Raw genomic sequence first — 22,058 nt, 5'->3', positions numbered from 1 at the left:
CCCTAAGCTACTGAGAGTTACTCAAACAGCTTAGGGCTTTTTTTTAATTGTTAAGTTTTTTTATTGGAATCCATAGCTCCATTTTATAGTTTTTACTATGCATATCCCCTTCTTGGTAAACTTCAAAATCAGGGGCTCCTGAGTGTTGATATCCTTGTTCAGGGAAGAATCTTTCCATAACATATTTCCAGCCTTCATGTATTGATTGTGGAATAGGTCCATTTAATTCAACTATGGCATAGTTGTTTGCTGGAATCTCCATTATGGTTAGTCCTAATTTTTTAGCTTTATCAATATCTTTAACATTAAAACAAGCCATGTAATTGATTAAAGAACTATCTTTAGTTTCAAAACACATTCCATAGCTTTGTCCTGATCCAAGATTTATTAAAGTTTCTTGAGAGAATTTTTCTAATAAAGAATCCCAAACTTTTGGGCAGTTTTTACTTTCGATGTGTTCTTCTTTTATACCTGCTACTATAAAAGCTTCTTTTTCTTGAATACTTACGTTCATTTCATTTCCTCCAGTAATACTCAATTTTAATTGTAATCTTGAAAACACTTTAAAAGGGCTTCCATTTCTAATTTCACTAGGAGTGAATCCATGAAATTTTTTAAAAGCTGTAGTAAATGAATCTGGAGAATCGTAGCCATATTTAATAGCAATATCAATTACTTTTTCATTAGTTTCTCTTAAGTCAATTGCGGCAAAAGTCAGTTTTCTAAATCTAACGTATTCACTAAGTGTTATACCTGTAATAATTGAAAAAATTCTTTTAAATAGAGGATATGAATATCCAGATAGAGTTGAAACAGTTTTTTCATCAATCTCATCATCTAAAACTTTATCAATATATTTTAAACATTTATTAAATGACTCAATTGTATTCATTTTTTACTCCTGTTTTCTATTGATTGAAGGATATCAAACATTAAATTTAGTTGCCCCATAATTGTCGTACAAAAATTATAGTACATGTTTTTTTATATATATTTCAAATAAATTATACTTTTAAGCTATTTTTTTATCAAAAAATGTTGAGATGTATAAAATTATATTGCATAATAGTACGAAGACTATTACAAATGTCAGAATAAAGAAATTGAGGGAAAAAGGAAATGCCAAAAAAAATTGATCATGAATTAAGAAAAATAAAAATCTTACAAACAGCTTTAGAGGTTTTTGCTAAAGAGGGTTATAAAGATTCAAATCTTTCATTAATTGCTCAAGAATGTGGTATATCTAGACCTACAATTTATCAATATTTTAAAGATAAAGATGAAATCTATTATTATGCTGTAAAATTAGTTACAGGAAGAATGTTTGAGAAGTATGTAGATTTCGCTTGGAACTCTGATGCGAATGTATTAGATAGAATTATTGCTATTTGTTCAGATATCATTGATATGGGTGTTTTACATCTTGGAGAATTAACTTCTCTAGTTGATGTAATGTTTATGATGAGAAAAGAAGGAACAGATTTTAATACAGTAATTTTAAGAAGAACTGCTAAATTAAATATTTTATTTAAAAGACTTCTTAGATTAGGTATTGATAATGGTGATATTATCCCAGGTACTTCTATCGAAACTGTTACAGAACATATCTCTTTATTGTTAGAATCTTTTTGTATTGAATTTGCGTTTTTAGAATTAGATGATGCAAGTAAAAACAAAGAACTAATCAGTACTTATTTAAATTATTTAAGAAATCCAAATAAATAATATCCATTATAAAAAAATAAAAATATATTGTCGATTTAACTTCTTTTTATTATTTTTCCTATTGTATAGGGGTGAGTAAAAAGGAATAAAATATGAACATTGAATCAATGACAATTAAAATGAGAGAAGCAATTCAAGCTGCTGGATCAATAGCAAACGAGAATGGCAATCCTCAAATTACAACAGAACATATTGTGTTGGCAATGTTAAATGCTGAAGAAGGGCTATTAGCACCATTGTTTGAAAAAATAGGTGTTGCTCCTAGACTTGTTATAGATGTTGTAACTCAAAGAATTGAAAAATTACCAAAAGCTTACGGTGGAAATACAGCACAAACATTGTCTCAAGAAGCCTCAAATATTTTATTTGAAGCTGAGAAAGAAAGCCAAAAATTTAAAGATGAATATATCAGTACAGAACATTTTTTGTTAGCTATATTAGATACTGATTGTAATTTAAAAGAGGATTTAACTAAATTAGGAGTTAATAGAAATAATGTTATGGAATCTCTAAAAGATATTAGAGGTAGCCAAAGAATAACTTCTAATGACCCTGAATCTAGATATAAGAGTTTAGATAAATATTGTAGAGATATTACTAAATTAGCTCGTAGTGGTAAATTAGATCCAGTTATCGGTAGGGATGAAGAAATTCGTCGTATAATGCAAGTCTTATCAAGAAGAACTAAAAATAATCCTGTTCTTATTGGGGAACCCGGTGTTGGTAAAACTGCTATTGTTGAAGGTTTAGCAAATAGAATTATATCAAATGATGTTCCGGATTCATTGCAAAATAAAAGAGTTTTATCTTTAGATATGGGTGCTTTATTAGCAGGTGCTAAGTATAGAGGTGAATTCGAGGAAAGATTTAAGGCTGTAATAAATGATATTACTAACAGTGATGGAAGTATAATTTTATTTATTGATGAATTACATACTATTGTTGGAGCTGGAGCTGCTGAAGGTTCAACAGATGCTTCTAACTTAATTAAGCCAGCTTTGGCTAGAGGGGAATTACATACTATTGGGGCAACTACTCTAGATGAATATAGAAAATATATTGAGAGTGATAAAGCCTTAGAGAGACGTTTCCAACCAGTATTTACTAAAGAACCAAGTGTTGAAGATACTATTGCCATATTAAGAGGCTTAAAAGAAAAGTATGAGGTTCATCATGGTGTTAGAATTAAAGATGAAGCTTTAGTTGCTGCAGCAGTATTAAGTGATAGATATATTACAAATAGATTTTTACCTGATAAAGCTATTGATTTAGTTGATGAAGCGGCAAGCCAATTAAAGATTGAAATTGAAAGTCAACCAGAGGAATTAGATAAATTACAACATAAAGCTCTACAATTAAATATTGAAAAACAGGCTTTAAGTAAAGAAGAAGATAAAGTAAGTAAAGAACGATTAGGCAAAATTGAAAAAGAATTAGCTGATTTACAATCAAAAATGGATGCAATGAGTGCTCAATGGCAAAATGAGAAAAAAGCTATTGATAGCTTAAGAGCAAAAAAAGCACAAGTTGAAGAATTGAAAAATAAAGAAAGTGCTGCAGAACGTGATGGTGATTTAGCAACAGCTGCTCAAATAAAACATGGAGAATTACCAAAGCTTAGAAGTGAAATTGAAGAATTATCGAATAAGATAGAGTCTTTAAAGCAAGATGGTAAATCCTTATTAAGAGAAGAGGTTTCCGAAGAAGATTTAGAGAAAATTGTAAGCGCTTGGACTGGTATTCCTATAAATAAAATGGAACAAAGTGAGATGGAAAAATATATTAATTTAGAAGATACTATTTCAAAAGAAGTTATTGGTCAAAAAGCTGCAATTAGTGCTATAAGCGATGCCATTCGAAGAAATAAAACTGGTATTTCTGATGAGAGAAAACCTTTAGGAAGTTTCCTTTTCGCAGGACCTACAGGTGTTGGTAAAACCTTACTTGCTAAAGTATTAGCAAAACTTTTGTTTGATAGTGAAAAAGCTTTAGAGAGAATTGATATGAGTGAATATATGGAGAAACATTCAGTAAGTAGACTTATCGGTGCTCCTCCAGGATATGTTGGCTATGATCAAGGTGGACAACTAACTGAAGTTGTAAGAAGACGACCTTATTCTGTTATTTTATTTGATGAAATAGAAAAGGCTCATCCTGAAGTCTTTAATGTTTTATTACAAGTATTGGATGATGGAAGATTGACTGATGGACAAGGTAGGGTTGTAGACTTTACAAATACAATTATTATTATGACAAGTAACTTGGGTTCTCAATATTTATTAGAAGATATTGGTGAAGCAGAAGCACATCAAAGAGTTCATCAAGCTATTGCTTCAGCTTTTAAACCTGAATTTATAAATAGAATTGATGAAATTGTAATCTTTGATAAATTAGGAAAAGCTCAAGTTCATAAAATTGTTGAATTACAATTAGATGAATTAAAAAATAGACTTGAGAAGAAACATTTACATTTAAGTTGGGATGATTCATTATTAGAAAAGTTGTATGAAGTTGGTTATGATCCAAATTTTGGTGCAAGACCAATAAAAAGAGCAATTCAAAGAATTGTAGAAAATCCATTAGCAAAAGAAATTCTTAAGGGAAGTTTTGCTGATGATGCAAATATTCATTTAACTTATGAAGATGGATTAGAAATAAGCTTATTATAAGCCTCTATTGTATCAATATCTTGAATATAAGCTAAATTGTTTGAAGGGAAGGCTAATGTATCTTTGTTTTTTAAGAAAGATCTAAGGCCTTCCTTTTTGTTTTTATATTCAAGGTTTATTATTTCATTATTCAATACGGGATTGATTAATACAGGGTGTCCAAAGGTGTTATTAACACAAGGGCGTAAAGCATCATGATTTTTTAATTCAGGAATTAATTTAATAAAGTCATCTTTGCTTAAAAGGGGTGTATCCCCAACACTTATAAAATATGGTTTAGTATTGTTTAGAGAAATAAGTTTCTTAACTCCCGTTATTAATGAAGATAATTGCCCAAATTCATAGTCTCTATTGTGTGTTGTATAAATTTTTTTTGAATACAGTTTTTCTAAGAAATCTATTTCTTTAGTTATTTCTTCTTTATAACAACCTGTAACTACTATTATATCAAGATTTGCTTCAAATGAGGATTTAATAATATGATGTAAAAAAGTTTTATTTTGGTAAGTTAGTAACAATTTGTTCTTTTTCATTCTGGATGAAAGTCCAGCTGCTAAAATAATGTTAAACAATTTATATTCCTCTTGAAAGTGTGTTTATAATAATATAATTTTATATTTATGATTGCAACAATAATAAATTGTATAACTGTTTTTATAGGTTCATTAATAGGCCTTTTTATCAAAAATCATATTAGTAAAGAATTTAAGCATATAGTGGAAAGTGCTGCAGGCTTGGTGACTTTATTAATTGGAATTTCAATGGGACTAGAGACTGGTTCTTATGTTGTTTTACTTTTTTCCATAATTATTGGTGGTTTAATTGGTTACACACTAAAAATACATGAAGGAATTTATAATTTTGGTAATTCAATTGAAAAAATGACCTTTAATAAAGGAGATGGTGATATTTTTGCGAAAGGGTTTTTAAATGCTTCTGTATTATTTTGTTCTGGTGCAATGAGTATTTTAGGCCCAATTCAAGCAGGGACTCTTCAAGATTATCAATTGTTGTTAGTAAAAAGCTTCTTAGATGGTAGTATGGCAATTGTATTTGCTGCAACTTATGGAATTGGGGTAATGTTTAGTATTATTGTTATCTTAGTTTATCAGGGCTTTTTTACGGTATTAGGATTTTTAATCTCCCCAATGTTAGGAGATGCTGGTATAAATGAATTATCAGCAGTAGGCGGGGTTATGATTTTAATGATTGCTTTTAATTTATTAGATATTAAGAAATTTAAAACAGCAAATTATTTACCAAGTTTAATTTTAGCTCCTATATTTATAAAATATATTCCTTCTCTTATAGATTGGTTTATTAATTTATTATCATAAACTATTTATCTACAGCGTCGGGCTCTTCTTTATAACTTACATCATCTTTTAGTCTCTTTTTTCTTTTTTTTACGCATTCATAAAGTAAATATTCAATTTGGCCATTCACAGATCTAAAATCTTGATCAGCCCATTGAACTAACTCATCATATAATGCGGATGAAAGTCTTAAAGGTACTTGTTTTCTTTGCTTTTTTGTATCACTCATATAAATTAAACTCCGTCAAAATTGACGGAGTAGATTCTCCTTATATATATATTTAATATAAAGAACCAGAATTTACTATAGGTTGAGCATCTTTGTTTCCACAAAGTACAACTAATAAATTGCTTACCATTGCAGCTTTTCTTTCTTCATCTAATTCTAATACATCGTTTTCTTTTAATTGCTCTATTGCCATTTGTACCATTGATACTGCGCCATCAACAATCATTTTTCTTGCATCAATAATAGCAGCAGCTTGTTGTCTTTGTAACATAGCAGCAGCAATTTCTTGAGAGTATGCTAAATGTGTTATTTTAGCTTCAATTATTTCGAGTCCTGCCATATTTACTTTGCTTTGGATTTCTGCTTTTAAACTTTCTGAAATTTCTTGAGCATCGCCTCTTAGGGATAATTTTGTATCATCTTCAGGGCAATCATAAGGATATTTTCTTACAATTGTTCTAAGCGCACTGTCACTTTGAATAGACAAAAATTCAAAGTAGTTTTCAACTGCAAATGCTGCTTTAGCACAATCAACAACTTTCCAGATTACAATAATGCCAATTTCTATAGGATTCCCCATAGAATCATTAATTTTTTGTTTTTGGTTGTTTAAAGTAATAGTTTTTAATGACATCCTTTTTATAGGACGGTCAAAGGTAATAGAGTTTCCATTAGAATCTTTTCTTTCAGATTTTCTATAACCAACTATAGCGCTTGTGTAAAATGGATTCACATAATAAAAGCCTGGTCCTTTTAAAGTTCCAGCATATTTACCAAAGAAGGTTAAAACTCTAGCTGCATTAGGTTTTAGAACTTTAAGTCCTGTTAATAAAACGATAATTACAATTTCCATAATCGGTAAAAAGATTACTGAGAAAACTAGGTGAGTTTTTAAAGTAAATGCAAATACAACACCAACTCCAATTTGTAATAATATGATAAGAAGGAACATAATTCCACCATTTAGAGCTTTAGTTTTAATGTCTTTAATTTCTTCCATTTTGTATACTCCTGTATGATATCAATTTGATATCATAATTAATTATGTATCTCTTTTAATTTTTTGTCAATAAAAAATGGCCTGATTTAAAAAATCAAGCCACTTTTGTTTTATGAATGTTTTTATTTAGAATTTTTTAGCATTATCTACTGCGTTTTCTTTTTGAGCTGCTCTTTTAACTGGGCAAGGTTCAACATTCCAAATATCTTTTGCATACTCTTCAATAGTTCTATCTGAAGAGAATTTTGCAGAAGCAGCAATATTTAAGATTGCTTTTTTGTTCCATTCATCTTTATTGTTTTTGTATAAATCTCTAGCTTTTGTATGAGCTATACTATACATATCTAAATCTGCGAATAAGAAATATCTGTCCCCTTCTTCTAATAATGATTTAGTTAATCTATCAAATATATGTGGTTCTCCAACATTGAAGTAGCCACTAGTTACTAAATCAATAATAGTTTTTATTGAGTCATTATTTAAAATGTAATCATAAGGATTATAAGAAGGAGCTAGAGCTTCAATCTCTTCTTCCGTATTACCAAAGATAAACATATTCTCTTTTCCAACTTCTTCTGCCATTTCAACATTAGCACCATCTAGAGTTCCAATAGTTAAAGCACCATTAGCCATAAATTTCATATTACCAGTACCAGAAGCTTCTGTACCTGCAGTTGATATTTGTTCACTAAGGTTTGTTGCTGGAATAATTTTTTCTGCAAGGGATACTCTATAGTTTGGCATAAAGAATACTTTAAGAACATCATTTACAGCAGGATCATTATTAATGGTTTTAGAAATATTGTTAATAAATTTAATAATTAATTTTGCATTAACATATCCTGGAGCAGATTTTCCACCAAATAGGAAAGTAATAGGTTCCATATCTTGTTTATTAATTTCTCCTGATTTTAATTTGGAATAAATTAATAAAATATTCATAGCATTTAAAAGTTGTCTCTTATACTCATGAATTCTTTTTACTTGAGTATCAAACATAGTGTTTGGATCAAGAATTATATTTGAATCATGTTTTAAGAATTGAGCAGCTTTGATTTTGCAATTTGTTTTTATTTTTGAAAAATCTGCAATGAAGTTTTTATCTTCAGCAAATGGAGCAAGATTTTTAATTTTTGAAAAATCTAAAATCCATTCATCTCCAATAGCGCTATTAATTAAAGAAGCTAATTCAGGGTTAGAATCTAATAACCATCTTCTTTGAGTGATTCCATTTGTTTTATTATTGAATCTGTCAGGGAATATCATATTAAATTCTGGGAACATATTAGTTTTTAACAATTGACTATGTAATTGAGCAACACCATTAGTGCTATGAGAGCCAATAATCGCTAAATTTGCCATTCTAACCATTTTTGGATGAGATTCTTCAATTATACTAACTTTACTAAGCATTTGTGGTTTTAATGGGAAATAAGCAGCAGCTTTTTGTAAGAATCTATGGTTTATTTCAAAAATAATTTGAACGTGTCTTGGTAATAGATTTTGTAACATTGGTAAAGACCATTTTTCTAATGCTTCAGGCATTAAAGTATGGTTTGTGTACCCAAAAGTATTTTCACAAATATTCCAAGCTTCATCCCATCCTAAACCTTCTTTATCAACTAAAAGTCTCATTAATTCAGGAACAGCTAAAGAAGGGTGAGTATCATTTAACTGAATTGCAGCTAAATTAGAGAAATCTGACCACTTATGATTAGGTTTTTGTTTAAATCTTCTAATAATATCTTGTAGAGAACAAGATACAAAGAAATATTGTTGTTTTAATCTTAATTCTTTACCCATATAACCAGTGTCATTAGGATATAAAACTTGAGAAATGTTTTCAGCAGTAATTTTAGCTCTAACAGCTTCTGTGTAATCACCATCATTGAATTCTTGGAAATTAAAATCTTCAGTAGCTTTTGCACTCCAAAGTCTTAATGTGTTAACTGTTTTGCAGCCATAACCAACAATAGGCATATCATAGGCCATGCCACGAATAACTTCGCCACCAACCCATTTGAATATGTCTTTACCATTTTCATTTATAATATTTACTTGACCGCCAAAGCGTACAGGGAATTTTAAATCTTTTCTTGGAATTTCCCAAGGGTTACCATTTTTTAACCAACTATCAGGAACTTCTTCTTGCCATCCATCTTTAATTAATTGGTTAAAAATACCGTAATTGTATCTTATACCATAACCAAAAGCAGGAATTTCTAAAGTAGCTAAAGAATCTAAGAAACAAGCAGCAAGTCTACCAAGTCCGCCATTACCTAAACCAGCATCTGGTTCTTGTTCTTGTAAATCTTCGTAATTTTTCCCAAGTTCTTTTAATGCGTTTTTGACTTCTTTTTCAATACCAAGGTTAATGATATTGTTTGTCATAGCTCTCCCCATCAAAAACTCTAGGGATAAGTAATAAACTCTTTTTGCATCTTTTTTTCTTTGAGTTTCTCTACTTTGGTGAAGTTGATGAACAATGCGATCCATTATTGATAATGCTAATGCATAATAATGGCCTTCTTTTGTGTTGTGAAAGATATCAGCATCTAAAGTATATTTTAGGTGCTCAGCATAGTCTTGGACTATGTCTTTTGATGTCCTACCGAAACGTGTCTTCTGTGTCTCTGTCATTTTTGTCTCCTTTGAAGGATTGTTATATATTATAAAATATAGTAAAGAACTCAATGTTACAAGATATTATAAGTATATGTTTTCCCCTAAACATATAAAATATAAAAAAAAATGTAATTATAATGTAAAGTTGGTTGACAAAAAGAATTGTGTTTGATATGTTGAATTTCGCATGTATCGGTTTTTTCATATGCAACGGCAATGAATTTGCCCTTATAGCTCAGTGGTAGAGCACCACCTTGGTAAGGTGGGGGTCAGCAGTTCAAATCTGCTTGAGGGCTATAAGATAAAAAAACAAAATAACATGTAGAATGCTATTTGCTGAGGAGTTAGGATATGGCAAGTAATAAGAAAAAAGGACCTGTAGAGAAGATTGCTTTAAAGTGTACTTCTTGTAATCAAAAGAATTATACTACACAAAAGAATCGCCGTAATACACCAGGTAAATTAGAGCTTAATAAATATTGCCCTTTTGAACACAAACACACATTGCACAAAGAAGCAAAAATAAAATAGTCTAATTCCTATTGTTAATCGAGAAGCGAACAGGTCAGTAGCTCCAACGGCTAGAGCACTGGTCTCCAAAACCGGGTGTTGTAGGTTCGAATCCTACCTGACCTGTTGGCTTCTCGTATTGATTTTTATGGGGAATCGCGATAAAATCTCAGTAATATGCTTTGCTGGGATTTAAGCATTATTATATAGTGTGTATTTTTTTAAAGGTAAAGGTGCTCTAGAAGCGCCTAAATGAAGGTTTTTCATTTAAAGTCTTGATTTGAATCAAAATATTCTAGGGAGAAGATATGCGTAAAATTGTGAAATTTTTTAAAGAATCTCGTCAAGAACTTTCAAAAGTAGTTTGGCCAACAAGAGAACAAGTAGGTATTTCTACTAAGGTTGTTTTGGTTTCTGTAATTATTTTTGCAGCAGTTTTAGGTCTTGTTGATTATTTATTACTTCAAGGTCTATATTTGATTTTCTAAGATAGGACGGTTTATGGCTAAAGGTTGGTACGTAGTAAATACCTACACCGGGTATGAGCAAAAGATAGAAAGAACAATAAACAAGTTAAGAGAAAATAATCCTGACTTTGCAAGTGTTTGTTCTGAGGTTAAAGTTCCTTTTGAAACTGTTATTGAAATTAAAAATGACAAGGAAAAGGAAGTAAAGAAAAAAATACTTCCTGGATATATTTTAGTAGAACTTGACTTACCAGAAAATTCTTGGGCTAAGTGGTGTGGTGAAATTAAAAGAATTCAAGGTGTTACAGGTTTTTTAACATCATCTGAAAGAGCAAAGCCTAAACCTTTACATCCTGAAGAAGTTAAACAAATATTTAGAAAGACTGGGGAAATTCCAGCTGATAAGGTATTTAAACCTCGTCAGAATTTCTCTGTGGGTGAGACTGTTAGAATTATTGATGGTCCATTCGATACTTTCTCAGGTGAGATTGAAAAAGTTAATTTAGAAAAGAACAAGATTGTAGTAAGCGTTGGTATTTTTGGACGTTCTACTCCAGTTGAATTAACTTTTGACCAAGTAGAAAAATTTGTAAAATAATATATTTTACGATATTTTTATAAAATAAACTAATTTAGTTTATAAAAATTTTTGATTTTTAAAAATTATTAATTTTGTTTGTACTCCTCTTCAATTTTCGAATTGAAAAGGTGGGAGCCTGATCGTATGACAGGCGTTATAACCAACGTAGGGGCTCGTATTATCGGTCAGCTCAGACCAAGCTCAGCTACGTAAGGAGAAAAAACTATGGCAAAGAAAAAGGTGACAGCTGTAATTAAATTACAATGTCCAGCTCAAAAGGCTACCCCTGCACCTCCAATTGGTCCAGCTTTGGGTCCTCATGGCGTAAGTGCCCCACAATTTGTTCAGCAGTTTAATGATAAGACTAAGTCTTATGAACCTGGACTAACACTTCCAGTTATCATTACCGTTTACTCTGATAGGAGCTTTACTTTTATATTAAAGACTCCACCTGCAGCAGTATTAATTAAGAAAGCTTTAGGCCTTGCAAAAGGTAGTGGTATTCCACATACAACTAAAGTTGGAAAAATTACTGATGCTCAGTTAACAGAGATCGCAAATGTTAAGATGCCTGATTTAAATGCAAATGACATCGATGCAGCGAAGAAAATCATCGCTGGTACTTGTAGAAGTATGGGCGTAGAGGTGGAGAACTAATATGAAGCACGGAAAGAAATATCTTGAAGCAGCTAAAAAGATTGATAGTGAAAAACTATACACTTTTAGTGAAGCTTCTGAATTAGTTAAAGAAATTGCATTCGCAAAATTTGATGAAACAGTTGAATTATCAGTTAAATTATCATTAAAGAAAAGCCAAAGTGTTCGTGATACTTGTGTATTACCTAATCAATTTGGTGAACAAAAACGTATTCTTGTATTCTGTAAAGGCGACAAAGTAGACGAAGCTAAAGAAGCAGGCGCAACTTATGTTGGTGATATGGATTTAATTGAGAAAGTACGTGGTGGATGGTTAGACTTTGATGTAGCAGTTGCAACACCTGATATGATGAAAGATGTTGGTCGTTTAGGTCCTATCTTAGGTAGAAGAGGTTTAATGCCTAACCCTAAAACACAAACAGTTACATTTGATATTAAGGGTGCTTTAGCTGAATTACAAAAAGGTCGTGTTGAATTCCGTTCAGATAAGACTGGTGTAGTTCACATGGCTGTTGGTCATGTAAGCATGGATCCTAAGATGGTTTGTGAAAATGCACAAGCTGCTCTTAAGGAAATTGTTCGTAAGAAGCCTTCTGATGCAAAGGGCGATTTTGTTCTTTCATTAGCTTTGTCCTCTACAATGGGCCCTGGTGTTCATGTTTCGGTCAAAGACTTCATGGCAAACTAGGAGGAAATTGCAATGGAATATAAAACACGCATAACTCCAGCTAAAGAAAATGCTGTAAAAGAATTAAAAAATGAGTTTGAACAATATAGTGGTTTCATTTTTACTGATTACAGAGGAATGACTGTAGAACAAATTACAAAATTACGTAAAGAATTACTTACAAACGAGGGTGCTTTCCGCGTTGTAAAGAATAGATTTGCTAAATTAGCTATGAAAGACTTAGGTCTTGATGTTGCTGATGATGTATTTGTTGGTCCTACAGCTATTGCTTTATCAAAAGGTGATACTGCAAATGAAGTAGCTAAAGCTGTATTTAAAGCAAAAGAAGATGGCGCACCAATGGTTGTTAAATGTGCAAAAATTGATGGTCAGCTATTTGATTCTGTTCAAATTGAAGCATTTAGTAAATTACCTGGTAGACTTGAATTAATCTCATCATTGATGGGAACAATGAGAGCTCCAGTACAAAAACTTGCTGCTACATTGTTAGCATACGTAGAAAAAAACAGCGATGGCGCAACAGCCGTAGCTGAAGAAAACTAACACAACATTAGTCTTCACATGTAACCTGCTACTGTTGTGAAGAAATATAATCTTAAGGAGAAGATAATATGGCTACTAAAGAAGAAATTTTAGAATCAATTGCAAACATGAGTGTTCTTGAAGTATCAGAACTAATCTCAATGATGGAAGAAAAGTTCGGTGTAACAGCTGCTGCTGCTGTTGCTGCTGGTCCTGCAGCTGCTGCTGGTCCTGCTGCTGCAGAAGAACCAACTGAATTTAACGTAGTATTAAAAGAAGCTGACGCTAAGAAGAAGATTGCTTGTATTAAAGCTGTTCGTGCTATTACAGGTCTTGGTCTTAAAGAAGCTAAAACTATGGTTGAAGAAGGCGGACAAACTGTTAAAGAAGCTGTTAGCAAAGAAGATGCTGAAGCTCTTAAGAAACAACTTGAAGAAGCTGGTGCAACAGTTGAACTTGTTCCTGCTGAATAAGAACTATTGTCAAGCCCGGATTTCCGGGCTAGACTTTGTTTTTTTTAGCCTTAATTTTGAATAAAGGCAAAACGCCACCCTATAAGGTGGCTAAACGTGTCTTTTCATTCCCCATATGGGGAGATAGGTGTTATACACCGACTAAGTTTATCTTAGATCTTTGACGTGGAGGGTAGATGATGGGTGCCGTAGGCAAATCCATAAAACGCACATACATCGGTTCTGAATTTTATGAAGTTTGTGAACTCCCAAATCTAATTGGTGTTCAATTAGATTCATATGAACGTTTTTTACACTATAATCAAAGTTTAAAGAACTCAGTTATAGATGCTGATGTTACTTCTGGTTTAGAAGAAGTTTTTCAAAGTATTTTCCCTATTGAAAGTCCAAATGGTGAAATGCGTTTAGTTTATAATAACTATGTAATTGACTTTCAAAACCAAAAATTAACTGAGTCACAATGTAAGAAAAAAGGACGTACTTATAGTGTTCCAATTAAAGCAACAATAAGTTTAGAACTTCCTGATGGTGAAATCAGAGAAAAAGAAATTTTCTTTGGTGACATTCCAGTAATGACTGATCGTGGTACTTTTATTATTAATGGTGCTGAACGTGTTGTAGTTTCACAAATTCACAGATCTCCTGGTGTTATTTTTTCTTATGAAAAAACAGACAAAGAAATTTACTCTTCAAGAATTATTCCATATCGTGGTGCATGGTTAGAATTTGAAATTGACGATAAAAAGAAGTTGATTTATGCAAAAATCGATAGAAAGAAAAGAATTCTAGCAACCTTATTCCTTAGAGCTATTGGTGTAAATACTCGTGAGGCAATTATTGAAAAATTCTATAAAATTGATGAAGTAGAATTAAAAGATGATCCAGAAGTAGTTGATTATTTAGATTCAAGATATATTGCAAAAGATATATGGGTTGATTCTGTTGATGAAAACGGAGCTCCATGTAAGAAAATATTCTTGACAGCTGGATCAATGTTACACCCACATGAAATTGAAGAATTATTAAAAGTTTATAAAATTAATAAATTAGATATTGTTGATTTAGAATCTGATGAAACTTTAAATAACCCAATGATTCTAAATTGTTTAGAGAATGAACAAAACTCTAAATTTAAATTAGATGAAAACGGTGAACCAACAAAAGAAGCTGTATTATCAACAATTTATAATGTTTTACAACCTGGCGAAATGATTGCTGTAGAAAGAGCTGAAAAAGATCTTCCTAACATGTTTATGTCTTCTCGTCGTTATGATTTAGGTGCTGTTGGACGTTATAAATTTAATAAAAAATTCGGCACAAATGCTGGTGAAGATGAAGAAGAAGATACATCAAACACTGTATTAACAGCTCAAGATATTGTTAATACAATGGATTATTTAATAAAAGTTTATTCTAACCAAGATGAAAAATTATATCACATTGATGATATTGATAATCTAGGTAATAGACGTATTAGATGTGTTGGTGAATTATTACAAAACGCTTTAAAGAGTGCATTCTCAAGAATGGAGCGTATTGCTAAAGATAGAATGAACCTTGAAAACGATAGCGTTAGACCTCAAGATTTAATCTCAATTAAACCAATTGTAGCTGCAATCAAAGAATTCTTTGGTTCATCTCAATTATCACAATTCATGGACCAAGTTAACCCTCTTGCTGAATTAACACATAAGAGAAGATTAACAGCTTTAGGCCCAGGCGGTTTATCAAGAGATCGTGCAGGTTTCCAAGTTCGTGACGTACACTACACTCACTATGGTAGAATGTGTCCTATTGAAACACCTGAAGGTCCAAACATTGGTCTTATTTTATCACTAGCTAACTATACTAGAATAAACAAGTATGGATTCTTAGAAACTCCATACAGAAAAGTTATTGATGGCGTAGCTTCAAAACAATATAAATATTTAGATGCAAATGATGAAGAGAAATACTTCATTGCTCAAGCATCTGCAAAAATTGATGCTGAAGGTCACTTCTTAGAAGAAGAAATTCCAGTAAGAAAGAGTGGCGATTATGCAACAAGAGGCGCAAAAGAAATCAGATACATGGATGTAAGTCCAAAACAAGTTATTTCTGTTGCTTCTTCTTTAATTCCATTCTTGGAACACGACGATGCAAACAGAGCTTTGATGGGATCAAACATGCAACGTCAAGCAGTTCCTTTATTATTCCCTGAAACACCTCGTGTTGGTACAGGTATGGAAGAAAAAGCTGCATATGATTCAGGCGTATTGTTGAAAGCAAATAGAGCTGGTGTTATTGATTATGTATCTTCAACAAAGATTATAATTAAACCAGACGAAGTAGAAATTGACGGTATTGTTGATGTTTATGAAGTACAAAAGTTCTCTAGAACAAACCAAGATACATGTATGAACCAAAAACCTTTAGTAGAAAAAGGTCAACATGTAGCAGCTGGTGAAGTTCTTGCTGATGGACCTGCTACTGACAGAGGACAATTAGCTTTAGGTCGTAATATTCTTGTAGGTTTCGTTCCTTGGAATGGTTACAACTATGAAGATGCTGTTCTTATTAGTGAAAAGGTTGTTAGAGAAGATATCTTTACTTCAATACACATAAAAGAATATACAATTGATGTTCGTGAAACAAAATTAGGACCTGAAAAACTTACTGCTGATATTCCAAATACTAGTGAAAAAATGCTAGAACAATTGGATGAAGATGGTATTGTAAGAATTGGTACATATGTAACTCCTGGTTCAATTTTAGTAGGTAAAGTTACTCCAAAGAGTGAAGGAGATACAACTCCTGAATTTAAACTATTAAATTCTATTTTTGGAGAAAAAGCTAAAGAAGTAAGAGATTCTTCATTGAAAGTTCCTCATGGAACTTCTGGTACAGTAATTGACGTTCAACGCTTAACAAAAGCTAATAACGATGAATTACCACCTGGAGTTGAAGAATCTGTAAAAGTTTTAGTAGCTACTAAGAGAAAGTTAAGACAAGGTGATAAAATGGCTGGTCGTCACGGTAACAAGGGTGTTGTATCCAGAATTTTACCTGAAGAAGATATGCCATTCATGGCTGATGGTACAACATTAGATGTTTGTCTTAATCCTCTAGGTGTTCCATCTCGTATGAACATTGGTCAGTTAATGGAAACTCAATTAGGTTGGGCAGCTGTTGCTTTGGATGAATGGTTCTCATCTCCTGTATTCCAAAGTGCTAGCATGGATCAAATTGAAGAGAAAATGGTTGAAGCAGGACTTCCTAGAGATAGTAAACAAGTACTATATGATGGAAGAACTGGGGTAGCTTTTGTTAATCCTGTATTCTGTGGATATATTTATTATCTAAAATTACACCACTTAGTTGATGATAAGATGCATGCACGTGCAACAGGTCCTTATTCATTAGTTACTCAACAACCTCTTGGTGGTAAAGCACAATTTGGTGGACAAAGATTGGGAGAAATGGAAGTATGGGCTCTTGAAGCTTATGGTGCTGCTAATACTCTACAAGAATTGTTAACAATTAAGAGTGATGATATGACTGGTCGTGTTAAGATTTACGAAAGCATTGTAAAAGGTGAACCTTCTACAGCTGCTGGTATGCCTGAAGCATTTAATGTATTGGTACAAGAAATACGTGGTCTAGCATTAGATATGTCCGTCTACGACAATAAGGGTAGACAAGTTCCTCTAACCGAAAGGGATGAAGAGCTCATCGTTAAGAAAGAGAAATCAACTCTAAACTAATCAGGAGTATAACGGAATGAAAGAAATTCAAGATTTCGATAGTGTAAAAATTAAATTAGCTTCACCAGAACAAATTAAGGACTGGTCCTATGGTGAAGTTAAAAAACCAGAAACTATCAATTACCGTACTTTGCGTCCTGAGAGGGATGGTCTATTTTGTGAGAAAATATTCGGTACCACAAAAGAATGGGAATGTTATTGTGGTAAATTCAAATCTATCCGTTATAAAGGGGTAGTTTGTGACCGATGTGGTGTTGAAGTTACTAATGTAAAGGTTCGTCGTGAAAGAATGGGCCATATTACTTTAGCTTCTCCTGTTTCTCATATTTGGTATTATAGATCAGTTCCTTCTCGTATGAGCTTATTGCTTGATATTTCCAGAGCAAATTTGCAAAGTGTTTTATATTATGAAAAATATATTGTTATTTCTCCTGGTGAAACAGATTTAAAAGAAAAACAAATCTTAAGTGAAGATGAATACTATGATGCTCTTGAACAATATGGTGAAGTTTTCCGTGCTGGCATGGGAGCAGAAGCTGTTCGTGAAATTTTAGCTAATATCGATTTAGATAAATTAAGCTATGAACTTCGCGAAGAAATGCGTGCAAAAGAAGGAAAAATTGACAAGCATTTATATAAGAGAATTGAAGTTTGTGAAAGTTTCAGAAACTCAGAGAATAAACCTGAATGGATGATTTTAACAGTTATTCCTGTTATTCCACCAGATTTAAGACCTATGGTTCAACTTGATGGTGGCCGTTTTGCTACTTCAGACTTAAATGATTTATATAGACGTTTAATTAATAGAAATAACCGTTTATCACGTTTAATACAATTACATGCTCCTGATATTATTATCAGAAATGAAAAGAGAATGTTACAAGAAGCTGTTGATGCTCTATTTGACAACACAAAGAGAAAACGTGTTGTTAGAGGCGCAAATAATAGACCTCTAAAATCTCTTTCAGATATGTTGAAAGGTAAACAAGGTAGATTTAGACAAAACCTACTTGGTAAACGTGTAGACTATTCTGGTCGTTCAGTTATCGTTGTTGGTCCTGAATTAAGAATTCACCAATGTGGACTTCCTTCAAAAATGGCTCTTGAATTATATAAACCCTTTATTATGAAGAAATTAGTTCAAAAAGGTGTAGTTTATAATATTAAGAAAGCTAAAAACTTAGTTGAACAAGAAACAGATGAAGTATGGTCAATCCTAGATGATGTAGTAAGTGAACATCCAGTTATGCTTAACCGTGCTCCTACTCTTCATAGATTAGGTATTCAGGCTTTCGAACCAGTATTGGTTGATGGTAAGGCTATTAAGTTGCACCCATTAGTATGTCACGCATTTAATGCTGACTTCGATGGTGACCAAATGGCTGTACACGTTCCATTAACACAGGCTGCTCAATTAGAATGTTGGACTCTTATGTTGAGTGCTACAAACCTTCTTGACCCTGCTAATGGTAAACCAATTGTATTCCCATCACAAGATATGGTTCTTGGTGTTAACTACTTAACAAGAGAAATGAAAGGTGCAAAAGGACAAGGATATTATTATGATAGCTTAAGTGAAATCGAATTAGCTATTGATAGTAATGTATTATCCTATAATGCAAGAATTAAATATAAATTACCTAATGGTGAAAAAATTGAAACAACTCCAGGTAGAGTTATTTTCAATTCAGTATTACCTGAAGGTATTGAATTCCAAAACTATTGCTTAGGTGATAAAGAACTTAAGAAGTTAATTGGAAATACTATTTCAGAAAAGAAAAATTCTGTAGCAGTTCAATTGCTTGATGCTGTAAAAGATGTTGGATTTAAATATGCAACAGTCTTTGGTGCTACTATTGGTTTATCTGATATGATAATCCCTGAAGCAAAAGCTGAAATCATGAAAGAAGCAACAGAAAAGCATGCTGAAATTAAGAAACAATATAGTGTCTTAGCAAGTATTTCTTCTGAAGAACGTTATAACCGTGTAATTGAAGTTTGGACTGATGCTAATGAAAGATTAGCCGATGAATTAATGAAGGACTTAAAAGAAAGTCAAAACGGATTTAACCCATTATTCTTAATGGCTGATTCTGGTGCTCGTGGTAGTAAAACTCAGATCAGACAATTAGGTGGTATGCGTGGTTTGATGGCTAAACCTACAGGGGATGTTATTGAATTCCCAATTAAATCTAACTTCAAAGAAGGTCTTTCAATTATTGAATTCTTCATTTCTACAAACGGTGCTCGTAAAGGTTTATCTGATACAGCACTTAAGACAGCTGAAGCTGGTTATTTAACACGTCGTCTTGTTGATATTTCTCAAGATGTTGTTGTTAACGAAGATGACTGTCATACAATTAATGGTATTTGGATTGAAGCAATAAAAGAAGGTGATGATTTAGTTGAAGCCTTAAGTTCTCGTATTGTAGGACGTTGCCCAGTTGAAGATGTTCATCATCCATTTACTGGTAAAGTTATTGCTCCTGCAAATGAAGAAATTGACGAAGAAGTAGCTAAAGCAGTTGAAGAAGCAGGTATTGAAAAAGTATTTATCAGAACTGTTTTAACTTGTGAAGCTAAACATGGTGTATGTAGAAAATGTTATGGTAGAAACCTTGCAACTAATAGATCAGTTGAAATTGGTGAAGCAGTTGGTACAATTGCAGCTCAATCAATTGGTCAACCTGGTACTCAGTTAACCATGAGAACATTCCACGTTGGTGGTACTGCATCTACATCTTCTGAAGACAATACAATTTCATTTAAGAACCCAATTATTGTTACAAAGATTGAAGGTCATTTTGTAATAAGAGAAACTGACCAAATTAGAGTATTCTCTAGAAAAGGTTTCTTACATTACGAACCAGTTGTTCATGAAATTGAAAATGGAACTTATTCTAAATTATTAGTAAGTGAAGGTGATGCAATAGCTAAAGGAACTCCATTATATATTGAAAATGGTGATTCAAAGGAAACTGTTGCAAGTAATTATAATGGTATAATCAAGAAAATTGGTGATAGAGTATTAATTGTTGGAAAAGCTCAAAAAACTGTTATTAAAACAGGTTCTGAATTAGAAAACAATGTACAAGAAAACAGCTACATACCTGCTGAACAAACAATTTCTACATTTGACTCATTTAGTGAACCATTTATTAGTGAGTTTGAAGGTTATATTCATTTTGTTGATATTACTGCTGGATCAACTATGGTTGAAGAAAAGAACCTTGAAACAGGTAATATACAAAGAAGAATTACAGAGCATAAACTTGAACATTTACAACCAAGAATTACTATTACTTCTGGTAAAAATGGTACAGGTGAAACTTTGGTTAATTATCAACTTCCTGGTGGTACTTACTTAACTTGTGAGGATAACCAAGAAATTAAAGTTGGTGAAGTTATAGCTAAACTTATTAAAGGTGGTACAAAAACTGCTGATATTACAGGTGGTTTACCACGTGTTGGTGAGTTATTTGAAGCTAGAAGACCTAAGAGTCCTGCAGTTCTTGCTCAAGTATCTGGTGTTGTTGAAGTTGGTAATGTTGCAAAAGGTAAGATTATTGTAAGAGTAAGAGATGCTTACGATAAGAGCTATAAACATGTTATTCCAATGAATAAGCACATGCTTGTAAGAGATGGAGATAGCGTTGAAGCTGGGGAACCAATGTGTGATGGAGCAATTGATCCACATGATATTTTAAATATCAAAGGTGAAAATGCACTACAATCATTCTTGGTTGATGAAGTTCAAGCTGTTTATAGAATGCAAGGTGTAGATATTAATGATAAACACTTAGGTGTTATTGTTAGACAAATGCTTAGAAAAGTAGAAGTTGTTTCTGCTGGTGATACTGATTTAGTTCAAGGACAACAAGTTGACAAACATCGTTTCCATAGCGAAAATAGTCGTGTTGTAAAAGAAGGTGGTCAACCAGCAGTTGCTAAACCTTTATTATTAGGTATTACACGTGCTGCTTTATCTATTGAGTCATTCTTATCTGCTGCTTCTTTCCAAGAGACTACTAAGGTCTTGACAGAAAGTGCTATTGCTGGTAAAACAGACGAGTTAAGAGGCTTAAAAGAAAATGTTGTTATCGGGCACCTAATTCCAGCTGGAACAGGTATGAAACGTTATAGAAACGTTAAGCTTGCTGATGAGGAATTACTTGTAAATTCTCATGAAGCAGAACAACAACAGGTTGCACAAAGACGCGAGTCTATGGCAGCAGAGATGGGCTTAGAATAAAATTGTAATTTTAAAAAGTAGTTTGATACTATTTTATTTGATAGATGATACTCAAGAGTGTTATGCCTGTTGGCATGATATTCTTGGTAGAGTTTATTAGCAAAGATGAAAAAGTGTTCATGCTGGCTACTTTTTATTGGAAATATTTTTCTTGTGAAGAAGAGTATAGATCCCCAAATGTGAGAATTGTGTGGATCGCGAATAAAATAAGGGAGTGTATCTAGAAGATGCCTACTATTAATCAGCTAATTAGAAAAGGGAGAAAAAGTCAAGTTAACAAGACTAAGTCTCCTGCACTTGAAAGTTGCCCTCAAAAGCGTGGTGTTTGTACAAGAGTTATGACAGTAACTCCTAAGAAACCTAACTCAGCTTTAAGAAAGGTAGCTCGTGTTCGTTTGTCAAATGGAATTGAAGTAACTGCTTATATTCCTGGTATTGGTCATAATTTACAAGAACACTCAGTAGTTTTACTACGTGGTGGTAGAGTAAAGGACCTTCCTGGTGTACGTTATCATATCGTTCGTGGTGCTAAGGATACTCTTGGTGTATCAGATCGTATGAGAAGTCGCTCTAAGTACGGCGCTAAGAAGCCAAAGGCTTAA

At 32.4% G+C, this 22,058-nt stretch carries 18 protein-coding genes and 2 tRNA genes; 15 read left to right on the top strand and 5 right to left on the bottom strand.

Going from position 1 to position 22,058, the window contains the following annotated elements:
• Nucleotides 1-43: 43 nt before the first annotated feature.
• A complete protein-coding gene (locus ACZ5RS_RS03045) occupies nt 44-892 on the bottom strand; it encodes an AraC family transcriptional regulator (RefSeq protein ID WP_464637403.1) in 849 nt (282 codons plus the stop codon).
• 227 nt (nt 893-1,119) lie between these two features.
• Here ACZ5RS_RS03045 and ACZ5RS_RS03040 point away from each other — a divergent pair, with 227 nt between their 5' ends.
• Together ACZ5RS_RS03040 and clpB are read left to right on the top strand one after the other, a co-directional pair.
• Nucleotides 1,120-1,725, top strand: a complete 606-nt coding sequence (locus ACZ5RS_RS03040; RefSeq protein WP_464637402.1) for a TetR/AcrR family transcriptional regulator — start codon at nt 1,120-1,122, stop codon at nt 1,723-1,725.
• Between the two features lie 92 nt (nt 1,726-1,817).
• Nucleotides 1,818-4,394 (top strand): ATP-dependent chaperone ClpB, encoded by a 2,577-nt coding sequence (clpB, locus tag ACZ5RS_RS03035; RefSeq protein ID WP_464637401.1) that lies wholly within the window; start codon nt 1,818-1,820, stop codon nt 4,392-4,394.
• Here clpB and ACZ5RS_RS03030 read toward each other — a convergent pair.
• Nucleotides 4,361-4,966: a nucleotidyltransferase family protein gene (locus ACZ5RS_RS03030; protein ID WP_464637400.1), complete on the bottom strand. Its 606-nt coding sequence runs from the start codon at nt 4,964-4,966 to the stop codon at nt 4,361-4,363. The genes clpB and ACZ5RS_RS03030 overlap by 34 nt on opposite strands.
• 48 nt (nt 4,967-5,014) lie before the next feature.
• Between ACZ5RS_RS03030 and ACZ5RS_RS03025 the strand changes: the two genes are divergently transcribed.
• Nucleotides 5,015-5,731: a DUF554 domain-containing protein gene (locus tag ACZ5RS_RS03025; protein ID WP_464637399.1), complete on the top strand. Its 717-nt coding sequence runs from the start codon at nt 5,015-5,017 to the stop codon at nt 5,729-5,731.
• A 1-nt stretch (nt 5,732) separates the two neighbouring features.
• Here the strand turns inward: ACZ5RS_RS03025 and ACZ5RS_RS03020 are convergent, their stop codons facing one another.
• The 3 genes from ACZ5RS_RS03020 to ACZ5RS_RS03010 all read right to left on the bottom strand — a co-directional run bounded on the left by ACZ5RS_RS03020 (nt 5,733) and on the right by ACZ5RS_RS03010 (nt 9,579).
• On the bottom strand, nt 5,733-5,939 hold the full coding sequence (locus tag ACZ5RS_RS03020) for a type II toxin-antitoxin system antitoxin (RefSeq protein ID WP_464637398.1): 207 nt from the start codon (nt 5,937-5,939) through the stop codon (nt 5,733-5,735).
• 52 nt (nt 5,940-5,991) lie between these two features.
• Nucleotides 5,992-6,939, bottom strand: coding sequence for an SPFH domain-containing protein (locus ACZ5RS_RS03015; protein WP_464637397.1), 948 nt, complete (start codon nt 6,937-6,939; stop codon nt 5,992-5,994).
• 126 nt (nt 6,940-7,065) lie between these two features.
• Nucleotides 7,066-9,579: a glycogen/starch/alpha-glucan phosphorylase gene (locus ACZ5RS_RS03010; RefSeq protein ID WP_464637396.1), complete on the bottom strand. Its 2,514-nt coding sequence runs from the start codon at nt 9,577-9,579 to the stop codon at nt 7,066-7,068.
• Between the two features lie 209 nt (nt 9,580-9,788).
• Here ACZ5RS_RS03010 and ACZ5RS_RS03005 point away from each other — a divergent pair.
• The 12 genes from ACZ5RS_RS03005 to rpsL all read left to right on the top strand — a co-directional run bounded on the left by ACZ5RS_RS03005 (nt 9,789) and on the right by rpsL (nt 22,058).
• A tRNA-Thr gene (locus ACZ5RS_RS03005) sits at nt 9,789-9,860 on the top strand.
• Between the two features lie 55 nt (nt 9,861-9,915).
• The gene (rpmG, locus tag ACZ5RS_RS03000; protein WP_464637395.1) at nt 9,916-10,095 is read left to right on the top strand and encodes a 50S ribosomal protein L33; all 180 of its coding nucleotides are present in this window, start codon (nt 9,916-9,918) and stop codon (nt 10,093-10,095) included.
• A 31-nt stretch (nt 10,096-10,126) separates the two neighbouring features.
• A tRNA-Trp gene (locus tag ACZ5RS_RS02995) sits at nt 10,127-10,200 on the top strand.
• 182 nt (nt 10,201-10,382) lie between these two features.
• Nucleotides 10,383-10,562, top strand: a complete 180-nt coding sequence (gene secE / locus ACZ5RS_RS02990; protein ID WP_464637394.1) for a preprotein translocase subunit SecE — start codon at nt 10,383-10,385, stop codon at nt 10,560-10,562.
• 13 nt (nt 10,563-10,575) lie between these two features.
• Nucleotides 10,576-11,139, top strand: coding sequence for a transcription termination/antitermination protein NusG (gene nusG / locus ACZ5RS_RS02985; protein ID WP_464637393.1), 564 nt, complete (start codon nt 10,576-10,578; stop codon nt 11,137-11,139).
• A 207-nt stretch (nt 11,140-11,346) separates the two neighbouring features.
• Nucleotides 11,347-11,778 carry a 50S ribosomal protein L11 gene (rplK, locus tag ACZ5RS_RS02980; RefSeq protein ID WP_464637392.1) on the top strand — a complete coding sequence of 144 codons (432 nt, stop codon included), beginning with the start codon at nt 11,347-11,349 and terminating at the stop codon, nt 11,776-11,778.
• Nucleotide 11,779: 1 nt separating this feature from the next.
• A complete protein-coding gene (rplA, locus tag ACZ5RS_RS02975) occupies nt 11,780-12,466 on the top strand; it encodes a 50S ribosomal protein L1 (protein ID WP_464637391.1) in 687 nt (228 codons plus the stop codon).
• 12 nt (nt 12,467-12,478) lie between these two features.
• On the top strand, nt 12,479-13,009 hold the full coding sequence (gene rplJ, locus ACZ5RS_RS02970) for a 50S ribosomal protein L10 (RefSeq protein ID WP_464637390.1): 531 nt from the start codon (nt 12,479-12,481) through the stop codon (nt 13,007-13,009).
• 68 nt (nt 13,010-13,077) lie between these two features.
• A complete protein-coding gene (rplL, locus tag ACZ5RS_RS02965; RefSeq protein ID WP_464637389.1) occupies nt 13,078-13,461 on the top strand; it encodes a 50S ribosomal protein L7/L12 in 384 nt (127 codons plus the stop codon).
• Nucleotides 13,462-13,640: 179 nt separating this feature from the next.
• The gene (gene rpoB, locus ACZ5RS_RS02960; protein ID WP_464638929.1) at nt 13,641-17,204 is read left to right on the top strand and encodes a DNA-directed RNA polymerase subunit beta; all 3,564 of its coding nucleotides are present in this window, start codon (nt 13,641-13,643) and stop codon (nt 17,202-17,204) included.
• Between the two features lie 16 nt (nt 17,205-17,220).
• Entirely contained in the window at nt 17,221-21,456 is a 4,236-nt protein-coding gene (gene rpoC / locus ACZ5RS_RS02955) for a DNA-directed RNA polymerase subunit beta' (RefSeq protein ID WP_464637388.1), read from the top strand.
• Nucleotides 21,457-21,683: 227 nt separating this feature from the next.
• Entirely contained in the window at nt 21,684-22,058 is a 375-nt protein-coding gene (rpsL, locus tag ACZ5RS_RS02950; protein WP_464637387.1) for a 30S ribosomal protein S12, read from the top strand.

It is taken from the genome of Pleomorphochaeta caudata (assembly GCF_055395745.1).
The sequence above is the reverse complement of the archived record's forward strand: the minus strand, read 5'-3'. Positions and strand labels throughout refer to the sequence as shown.